The organism is Streptomyces sp. NPDC054834 (assembly GCF_053611185.1).
The window spans coordinates 1-8842 of record NZ_JBSGZV010000100.1; the positions used below are offsets into that span (position 1 = coordinate 1).

9 protein-coding genes and 1 pseudogene are annotated in these 8842 nt (G+C 70.3%); 7 read left to right on the forward strand and 3 right to left on the reverse strand.

What is annotated here, in order from left to right:
* From ACWGJM_RS48585 to gdhA, 3 genes are all read left to right on the forward strand, one after another.
* A partial coding sequence (locus tag ACWGJM_RS48585) for a biotin/lipoyl-containing protein (protein WP_453418208.1) occupies window positions 1–402 on the forward strand: 402 nt, incomplete at its 5' end.
* Complete coding sequence (locus ACWGJM_RS48590; protein ID WP_453418209.1) at window positions 399–1127, forward strand: 4'-phosphopantetheinyl transferase family protein; 729 nt, start codon at window positions 399–401, stop codon at window positions 1125–1127. The genes ACWGJM_RS48585 and ACWGJM_RS48590, both read left to right, overlap by 4 nt.
* 57 nt (window positions 1128–1184) lie before the next feature.
* A complete protein-coding gene (gene gdhA, locus ACWGJM_RS48595) occupies window positions 1185–2540 on the forward strand; it encodes an NADP-specific glutamate dehydrogenase (protein ID WP_453418210.1) in 1356 nt (451 codons plus the stop codon).
* Between the two features lie 86 nt (window positions 2541–2626).
* Here gdhA and ACWGJM_RS48600 read toward each other — a convergent pair whose 3' ends face one another.
* A complete protein-coding gene (locus ACWGJM_RS48600) occupies window positions 2627–4078 on the reverse strand; it encodes a DHA2 family efflux MFS transporter permease subunit (RefSeq protein ID WP_453418211.1) in 1452 nt (483 codons plus the stop codon).
* 127 nt (window positions 4079–4205) lie between these two features.
* Between ACWGJM_RS48600 and ACWGJM_RS48605 the strand changes: the two genes are divergently transcribed.
* The 4 genes and pseudogenes from ACWGJM_RS48605 to ACWGJM_RS48620 form a co-directional block, all read left to right on the forward strand.
* Window positions 4206–4667: a MarR family transcriptional regulator gene (locus tag ACWGJM_RS48605; protein WP_453418212.1), complete on the forward strand. Its 462-nt coding sequence runs from the start codon at window positions 4206–4208 to the stop codon at window positions 4665–4667.
* Window positions 4668–4772: 105 nt separating this feature from the next.
* Complete coding sequence (locus tag ACWGJM_RS48610; RefSeq protein WP_453418213.1) at window positions 4773–5696, forward strand: NADP-dependent oxidoreductase; 924 nt, start codon at window positions 4773–4775, stop codon at window positions 5694–5696.
* A 201-nt stretch (window positions 5697–5897) separates the two neighbouring features.
* Window positions 5898–6452 (forward strand): telomere-protecting terminal protein Tpg, encoded by a 555-nt coding sequence (gene tpg / locus ACWGJM_RS48615; RefSeq protein WP_453418214.1) that lies wholly within the window; start codon window positions 5898–5900, stop codon window positions 6450–6452.
* Between the two features lie 387 nt (window positions 6453–6839).
* Window positions 6840–6944, forward strand: a pseudogene (locus ACWGJM_RS48620) (SAM-dependent methyltransferase); the annotation flags it as partial.
* A 129-nt stretch (window positions 6945–7073) separates the two neighbouring features.
* On the opposite strand, the gene ACWGJM_RS48625 reads toward ACWGJM_RS48620, so the two are convergent.
* The gene (locus ACWGJM_RS48625) at window positions 7074–7457 is read right to left on the reverse strand and encodes a MarR family transcriptional regulator (protein WP_453418215.1); all 384 of its coding nucleotides are present in this window, start codon (window positions 7455–7457) and stop codon (window positions 7074–7076) included.
* The gene (locus ACWGJM_RS48630) at window positions 7457–7930 is read right to left on the reverse strand and encodes a helix-turn-helix domain-containing protein (RefSeq protein ID WP_453418216.1); all 474 of its coding nucleotides are present in this window, start codon (window positions 7928–7930) and stop codon (window positions 7457–7459) included. The genes ACWGJM_RS48625 and ACWGJM_RS48630 overlap by 1 nt, the downstream gene beginning before the upstream one ends.
* Window positions 7931–8842 lie beyond the last annotated feature (912 nt).

The following is an 8842-nucleotide window of genomic DNA, read 5'->3' on the forward strand; positions in this document are numbered from 1 at the left end:
ATCAAGCCCTTCACCGCTCCGGCCGACGCCGAGGCGGAGGAGGAGACGGGCCGTGAGACGGTCGTCGTCGAGGTCGGCGGCAAACGGCTGGAGGTGACGATCCCGACCTCCCGTACGGGACCGACGGCGGAAGTGAAGCCCAAACGCCGCACGGCGAGGAAGTCCGGCCCGGCCGCCTCCGGCGACACCCTCGCCTCCCCGATGCAGGGCACGATCGTGAAGGTCGCCGTCGAGGAGGGCCAGGAGGTCGAGGAGGGCGACCTGATCGTCGTACTCGAGGCCATGAAGATGGAACAGCCCCTCAACGCCCACAAGGCGGGCACCATCAAGAGCCTGTCCGCCGGGATCGGCGCGTCCATCAGCTCCGGCGCGGCCATCTGCGAGATCACCGGCACTTCGTGAAGCGGCCCGCCCCCTACGGCACCGCCGCCCTGCCCGCCCCCGGCAGCGGCGCCCCCGACGAGCCGCGCCTGTGGCTGATCGACCCGTCGGCCGTGGACGATCCCGTGGACGTCCTGGACACGGCCGAACGGGCCCGCCTGCACGGGTTCGTACGGGAACGCGACCGCGCCCGTTACCGGGCCGCCCACCTCGCGTTGCGCCGCCTGCTGGGTGCCTGCCTGGACGTGCCGCCGCGCGAGGTGGCCCTGACCCGGGCGCCCTGCCGGGAGTGCGGGGGCCCGCACGGCCGTCCCGTGGTGGCGGCCGACGGGACGCGACCGGTGCCGTACTTCTCCCTGGCGTACGCCGGAGACCTGGCCCTGGCCGCGGTGGCGGCGGCGCCGGTGGGCGTGGACGTCGAGGACGTGCCGTCGCCCCGGACGGCGGCCGAGGCCGCGGGGTCGCTGCATCCGCGGGAGCGGGCCGAACTGCGGGCGCTGCCCCCGTCCGCGCGGCCGACGGCGTTCGCCCGCTGCTGGGCGCGCAAGGAGGCCTGTCTGAAGGGCACGGGCCTGGGCCTGGCCCAGGGGGGCGCCGAGCCGTACGTCGGATGCGGCGCGCGGGCGGCGGCGCCGCCCGGCTGGGCGGTGCACGACGTCGAGGCGGGCGCGGGCCGGGCGGCCGCCGTCGCGGTGCTGCGACACGCCACGATCCCGGGGTCGTGCGGTGCTTTGCCGGAATCCTAGGTCGCGGGACTGTACTGACGACTGTTCACATGTCATTGGCCCGGAAGGGGTTGCTCTGTGACATCACCATCCGCTCGGGACAGACTCGCCGCTCGGTTCGACGAGGTCGTGCGCCGCAATCCGGCCGAGCCGGAGTTCCACCAGGCGGCCAGAGAGGTCCTGGAGACGCTGGACCCGGTCCTGGCGGCCCGGCCCGAACTGGGGGAGGCGGCACTGGTCGAGCGGATCTGCGAGCCGGAGCGGCAGATCCTCTTCCGGGTGCCGTGGCAGGACGACCGCGGCCGGGTGCACGTCAACCGTGGCTTCCGGGTGGAGTTCAACAGCGCGCTCGGCCCCTACAAGGGCGGCCTCAGGTTCCACCCGTCGGTGAACCTCGGCATCGTGAAGTTCCTCGGGTTCGAGCAGATCTTCAAGAACGCCCTGACCGGCCTGGGCATCGGCGGCGGCAAGGGCGGCAGCGACTTCGACCCGCGCGGGCGTTCGGACGCCGAAGTGATGCGGTTCTGCCAGTCGTTCATGACGGAGCTGTACCGGCACATCGGCGACCGTACGGACGTACCGGCAGGGGACATCGGGGTCGGCGGCCGGGAGATCGGCTACCTGTTCGGCCAGTACCGGCGCATCACCAACCGGTGGGAGGCCGGCGTCCTCACCGGCAAGGGTCTGGACTGGGGCGGCTCGGCCGGGCGGGTGGAGGCCACCGGGTACGGCAACGTGCTGTTCGTGGCCGAGATGCTGCGACGGCGCGGCGAGGACCTGCCGGGGCAGCAGGTGCTGGTGTCGGGCTCGGGCAATGTGGCGATCTACACCATCGAGAAGCTCCACGAACTGGGCGCGCGAGCGGTGACGGTGTCCGACTCCGACGGCTGCGTCGTGGACGAAAAGGGCATCGACCTCGACCTCCTCAAGCAGGTCAAGGAGGTCGAACGGGGCCGGGTGCGGGACTACGCGGAGCGCCGGGGCGGTTCGGCGGAGTTCGTGCCGGGCGGTTCGGTGTGGGAGGTCCCGGCCGACGTGGCGCTGCCGTCGGCGACGCAGAACGAACTCGACGCCGCCGACGCGCTGGCCCTGGTGCGCGGCGGGGTGAAGGCCGTGTCGGAGGGCGCGAACATGCCCGTCACCCCGGCCGCGGCCGGGGTGCTGAGGGACGCCGGGGTGGCGTTCGGTCCGGGCAAGGCGGCCAACGCCGGGGGAGTGGCGGTCAGCGCACTGGAGATGCGGCAGAACAGTGGCCGCGAGGCCTGGCCGCGGGAGCGGGTCGAGAGCGAACTGGCGGCCGTGATGCGGGACATCCACGACCTGTGCTGGCAGACCGCCGAGCGCTACGGCGCCCCGGGCGACTATGTGACGGGCGCCAACATCGCCGGCTTCGAGCGGGTGGCCGACGCGATGCTGGCGCAGGGGGTGGTGTGAGCCCGGACCGGACAGACCCGCACAGGCCGGTGCCGGCGCCCGTCGAAGGGCGCCGGCACCGGCCTGTCTGCCGAGGGACGTGAGGGTCAGTGGCTGGCGGCGGGCTGCTGCGTGGCCTGGGCGGGGCTGCAGGCCGTCGCCCGCCCGCCGGTGCGGCGGCGCAGCAGCAGGACAGCCACGGCACCGGCGGCGAGCACGGCCAGCGGCAGCACCGCGGTGGTGTGCAGCGTGGCTACGAAGGCGGCGCCGTACGTCTTCCCCCCGGCCAGCTCCGCGGCGAGCCGGCCCTGCACCAGCGCGCCCACGGCCGCGGCGCCGACCACGGAACCGATCTGCCGGACGGTGTTGTTGATGCCGGAGGCGGCACCGGCCAGCTGCGGCGGGACGTTGCGCATGGCCTCGGTGGACATCGGGGCGATGATGCAGCCGACGCCGAGGCCGGTGGCGAGCGTGGCCGGGATGAACGCGTACCAGGCGGTGGCGGGCCCGGCGGTCAGAGTGATGGCGACGATGCCGGCGGCGTAGCAGCACAGGCCGGTCAGCAGGACGTACTTGCCGCCGATACGGTCGGCCAGCCGCCCGGCGAAGGGCCCGACGGTCATCGACACCAGGGACGAGGGGGCGAGTACCAGGCCGGCCTTTACGGCGCTGAGGTGCAGCACCGACTGAAGGTACAGGTTGAACGGCAGCACCAGCCCGAGCATCGCCACGGACACCAGCCCGACCAGCGCGGTCATCGCGGTGAAGTTCCGGTCGCGCAGCAGCGCGAAGGGCACGAGCGGTTCCCGGTCCTGCCGGCGCCGCTGGTGCAGCACGAAGGCGGCGCCCAGCGCGACCGCGGCGGCGAGCAGCGCCTGGATCCCCGTACCCCAGTGGTAGTTCTCGCCCTCCTGAAGCCCGAAAGCGAGGCAGAACAGGGCGGCGGTGGACAGCAGCACCCCGGTCAGGTCGAAGCGGTGCGCCCGCCCGGGCCGGATGTCGGGCACCACCAGGAAGGTCAGGGCCAGCGCGGCGATCCCGACGGGCACGTTGACCAGGAAGATCCAGCGCCAGCTCGCGGCGGAGACCAGAACACCGCCCAGGGTGGGCCCGGTGAGGGTGGCGAGACCGGCGACCATCCCCCAGATCCCGAGTGCGGTCCCGCGCCGGTCGGCCGGGAAGACGGCCACGATGAGGGTCATCGTCTGTGGGGTGAGCAGCGCGGCCCCGAGCCCCTGCACGACCCGCGCGACGATCAGGGCCGTTGCGGTGGGCGCGAGCCCGCAGGCGATGCTGGCCAGGGTGAAGACCGCCAGCCCGGCCGCGAATAAGGTCCGCGGCCCGTGCAGGTCCCCGAGCCGGCTGGCGCTGATGATCATCACCGAGAGCGCCAGCGCGTAGCCGCTGACCGTCCACAGCGTCTGGTCGAGCGAGGCACCCAGGCCGCTCATCATGTCCGGGATCGCGATGTTGACGATCGTCAGGTCCAGCAGGGTCATGAAGAACCCGAGCGAGAGCGTCACCAGGACTGCCCACGGGTTCGCTCGCCACTTCCGCACGGCGGTGCTCCTTTGCTCCGACCCGGTGGTGCCCGGGTGCCTGACATCGACGATAACCCATCTTTTTTGATGCATCAAGCAAGATGCATCTTCCGTGATGAATCAATCTCGATGTAATCTGGCTGCCATGAATGGAGTCGAGCTGTTCCTCCTAGGACGCACCCTGACCAAGATCGGCGAGGCGGCGATGCCGGAACCCGAGGGCGGCGCATCCCGCTACGGCGGCAGCGTCCGCACCGTCCTCATCGTGGCCGGCGACCTCGCCACCCACCCCGACAGCGCCGTCGGCGAGATCGCCACCCGCACCGGCCTGCCGCAGAGCGCCGTCTCCACGGCCGTCGCCCGCCTGAAGGAGGCCGGCGCGGTGGTCACCGCCCCCGACCCCGCCGACCGCCGCCGCCTCCTGGTCCGTCAGGCCCCCCACCTCTCCGGCCGCGTCGCCGAAGTACGGGCCAGCAGCATCGAGGGCGCCCTCACCGCGGCCCTGGGCGACGAGGCGGACCCCGAGCGCCTGAAGGAGATCCACGCTGCCCTCGAGGTGCTCGCCCGCCACCTCACCCCGCAGACTTCGGCACGCGTACGGAACTGACGGCACCCCCCACGCAAGGGCCGCCCAAACCCACCGCAAGCCACCCGGCGGAGCATCCCCCGTACGGCACTCTCACCCAGGCCAGAACGGAGGCTCCCGCCCGTCATGCGAGCCATCGCCATCCCCCGCTTCGGCGCCCCCGACGTCCTCACCGTCATCGACCGCCCCGTCCCGGAGCCCGGCCCCGGCGAGATCCGCGTCAAGGTCACCGCGGCGGCCGTCAACCCCGTCGACATCGGCCTGCGCGCCGGCCTGCTGGCGCCGGCCCTGGAGAAGATCCCCGCCCCCTATGTCCCCGGCATGGACGCCTCCGGCACCGTCGACGCCACCGGCCCCGGCACCCGTTTCACTCCCGGCGACCAGGTGATCGCCTACGTCAACCCCCTGCGCCCCGAAGGCGGAGCCCAGGCGGAATACGTAGTCGTCCCCGAATCCGATGCCACCACCCTGCCCCCCGAGCTCGACCCGGTGGACGCCGCGGGCCTCCCCATGAACGCCCTCACCGCCCACCAGGCCCTCACCCTCCTGGACCTGCCGGCGGGCGCCACCATCGCCGTCAGCGGCGCCACCGGCGCCCTCGGCGGTTACGCCGTCCAACTCGCCGCCCACCGCGGCCTGCGCATCATCGCCGGCGCCGCCGAAGCCGACCACGACCTGCTGCGCGCCCTGGGCGCCATGCCGGTCGGTCGCGCCGCCGAGGACTACCTGGAGGCGGCCCCCGAGGGCGTCGACGCCCTGATCGACGCCGCAGCGGTCGGCGCCCCCCTGCTACCGGTCCTCAAACCGGAGTCGGACTACGTCCAGTGCCGCCACGACCCGGTCGAACTCCCCCCGGACACCATCCACCACCGCCTCAACGTCTTCGCCCACCCCCACAAGGCCGAAACGCTGACCGAACTGACCACCCTGGCCGCCAAGGGAATCCTCACCCCCCGCACAGCGACCCACCTCACCCCCACCCAGGCCCCCGAAGCCCACCGCCGCCTCGAAGCAGGCGGCCTACGAGGCCGCCAACTGATCGTCTTCTAACGACAAACCCGAGGAACCCCACCACCGGTGCCCCGGAGACGGGGTTCCTCGTTTGGGCGTCTTTCCTTGGACGGTCAACGTATTGAGCTCTGGCTGGTGTTGGGCGGTGTGTTCAAGGTCTGCTGTATAGCGCCGGGCCCGTGACCTGACCCCCACCAGCTCTGTTTCCTCATCGGAGGTCCACCGGAAGTGAGGGGTTGGATGGCGGACATCGGGGATAGTTTGGATGAGGCGGATGCGGAGCATTTCACTCGTCCGGTGCCGGGGTCGGCGCAGGCGCAGATGCGTTTCCTGGTACGGCAGTTGAAGGGCACACGACCGGTGGCGGTCCTGCTGGGTGTCTCTCGGCGTACGGTGGAGCGTTATGTGAAGGGCCGGCTGAAATCTCCCCGCCCACCTCTGGCGGACCGTCTCTATCGCGAGGTCCGTCACCGTTGGCAGCCTCGTGTCCGGGCCCGGGCGAGACAGCGTGCGGCGACCACGGACGGCGTCTTCCTCTCCACCCGGGCCCGTTTCGGCTTCACGGCCGCGGTGGGCACCACCGACGACCCCCGCACCCGCTACCTCAACCAGCTGCTGCCCCCGGAGTACGCGGCCCGTCTGTTCGCGGCTCAGGAGGCCGGCGCGCCCGAGGCCGAGCTGCGGGCGATTTTGGCGGAGGGCTTGGGGGAGATGTACTTCCGTGACGCGGGCCGTCGTGCTGAGGGCTTGTTGGTGGAGTTCACGGACATCGAGCAGCTGGAGCTGCGCTACTGATTCCGGGATGGGGTCGTGACGTTCTGGTGTGGGTCGTGGGTCACTGTGTTTCGTCGGTGAGTGTGTGCTGTGCTGCTGCGAGGGGCCGTGCGGCTTTGAGTGGCGCGCACAAGGCGGTGGGGGAGGGCATGGGTACGGCCCAGTACGAAGGGCACGAGCGAGGGTCGAAATTCACCTGTTCCAGACTGGGTACGCCGAGGTAGGTGCCGCGTCCGAGCAGCTCGACGACCAGCTTGGCTCGCCATTCGTGTGCTGCTTGGCGCCAGCTGCGGGGCATGCTGGCGGGGGACGAGTGCGTGGTAGCGGCGGCCGTGGGGGTCGCAGATGACGGGTCCGCCGTCGAGGGCGTCGTCGAGGAAGGCGTCGACTTCTTCCTTCCAGGAATCCAGCCTCTTCGAATCGGCCCTCGCAGCAGCCCGCCTGGCCGAGCCCTACCCGGAACTGCTGGCGGCCAGCTCCCACTTGCTGGCGATGGGCCGTCGCCCGGCCTGAACCGAGCGGCTCAATGAGAGCCGTCACAGGCTCTCGCTGACACGTTTCCCTTGGAGGGGAATAGCGTACGAGATCCTCCTGGCCGCGCCTGTGTGAGAGCAAGTTGCTGTGTGCGCCGCTGAGGCGCTTTCAGGGGTAGGGGCGGGGATGGAGTTGGCGAACGGCTGCGAGAGGCTTGTCGAGGCTGTCTGCGGGGTCTGGGTGTGGTGCCAGGGGGATGGCGTTGGGGCCGAGGCGGTAGAACTTGACGCCGACGGCGGTGTAGGCGTGCTGGAGCCAGCCTTGCTGGGTGAGTCGGCCGATGCTGCGTGAGGCGCTGGTCGTGCTGAGGCCGAGTTGTCTGCCGATGTCGGTGGCGGTGGTCCGTACGGGTTCACCGACAGGGACGGCCGTGGCGTAGTACAGCAGGACCTTCAGATCCGCGCCTTGCTTCAATTGGGAGCGCAGCAGGAGGTCGTGGAGTTCGCTGGCGTCCATGAAGTGGGCGCCGAAAGGTTCGGCGGCGGGTGTCATCAGGACGCCTCCTTCGTCTTCTGCGGTGGGCAGGGTACTACGGGGTGTCGGGCGGTCTCGGTGGCTTTGCGCTGTTGCCCGGAGGAGCCGTCGTAGGCGGCGCGAGGATTGAGTTTGTAGAAAATGACGCGGCCGACCATCTCGGCTTCCAGGAGGAGACCTCCGCGGTGGAGGTTGCCGACAGACCTGCTCACCGCGTTCGGGCGCAGCTCCAGGTGGGCACCGATTTCCCGGAAGCTTTGCCGCAACGGCTCTTCCCCCGGGGGTGAGTTGAACAGGTAGTAGCCGTATACGAGCTTGTCGTTCTTGGTGTAACCACTGTCCTTTGCCCAGATGCCCGCAGCGAGCGACTTGCTGACGTTGACGTGCCGCCCGCCACTGCTCCAGAGGTACGGCTTCTCGTCCGGGCGCAGGAGCTCAAGCTGGACGTACTCCCCAGTCCGGGTGTTCACCGCTGGCTTGGCCCCGCCCATACCGCTCCTCATCCAGGACTTTCCCCTACAGGGGAACGATGTGCGCGTGCTGGCGGTTACGGGCGATTCCCCCCGGAGGGAACCTCACATGATCTCCGACGTCACTTCTCACTCACGCGCCTTTCCCCCAGAGGGGAAAGGCGCGTCCCGTTTTGACACTCGAATAGCCCTCAGCGTTACATCACATGGCCCCTGACCTGCGGTGATGATCGCCCCCTCTATATGCATCTCTCTATACGCCCTTCCAGCCGCTACCTCGCAGTAACTGGTCCCGCATCGCGACCGCCTCGGGCGGAACGACCGCCATCCACCGGCATCCAGTCCCGGCCGGTGCGCCCGAGGCCCTGCTGCGAGCGTGCCTCGTCGGGGTGAGCCATCCGGGCATGCGCGGTTGGACCGGCAGGGGTGCCGTGATCCAGTACGAATCTGCTACTTACTTTGAAGCAACACCGCAGGCTCACTCAAGCAGCTACTGCTCGGGGGTGTTTGAGTCGCCCCTTCTGCTTCAAGCCTTTCCTGGCGGATCTAGGTCAGACCTGTTTCCCCCGACGCTTTGTTCTTCTGCGTCATGACGTTGCGTCAGGATTGGTGGGCCGGAGCGCAGCGGAGGCCGGCTCGCTGGAATTGTGGAGTGCGGGTACGCATCTGCTTCGCAGTTGCTCGAGGCCGGGACTTTCGTAGGTGCGTCCGGCCGCTGTGCGGCCGGCTTGGCGGAGTCATGCAGTGGCTCCGGGGTGCTTGCGCGAAGCGCAAGCACAACTTGCCCTACAAAGCAGGCAAGTTCATTGGGGTACCGCTGCGCGGTACCCCAATGAAGCATCCCGCGAAGCGGGATGCGGTGCCCGCGCAGCGGGCACCTAGCATTGTTCCGTCCCGCGCAGCGGGACGGCCGCGCTGCGCGCAGCGCAGCGC

Coding starts and splice junctions, on each gene's coding strand:
- ACWGJM_RS48605 (WP_453418212.1), top strand. CDS start 4,206: ATGAATGGAGTCGAGCTGTTCCTCCTAGGACGCACCCTGACCAAGATC.
- ACWGJM_RS48610 (WP_453418213.1), top strand. CDS start 4,773: ATGCGAGCCATCGCCATCCCCCGCTTCGGCGCCCCCGACGTCCTCACC.
- tpg (WP_453418214.1), top strand. CDS start 5,898: ATGGCGGACATCGGGGATAGTTTGGATGAGGCGGATGCGGAGCATTTC.
- ACWGJM_RS48625 (WP_453418215.1), bottom strand. CDS start 7,457: ATGACACCCGCCGCCGAACCTTTCGGCGCCCACTTCATGGACGCCAGC.
- ACWGJM_RS48630 (WP_453418216.1), bottom strand. CDS start 7,930: ATGGGCGGGGCCAAGCCAGCGGTGAACACCCGGACTGGGGAGTACGTC.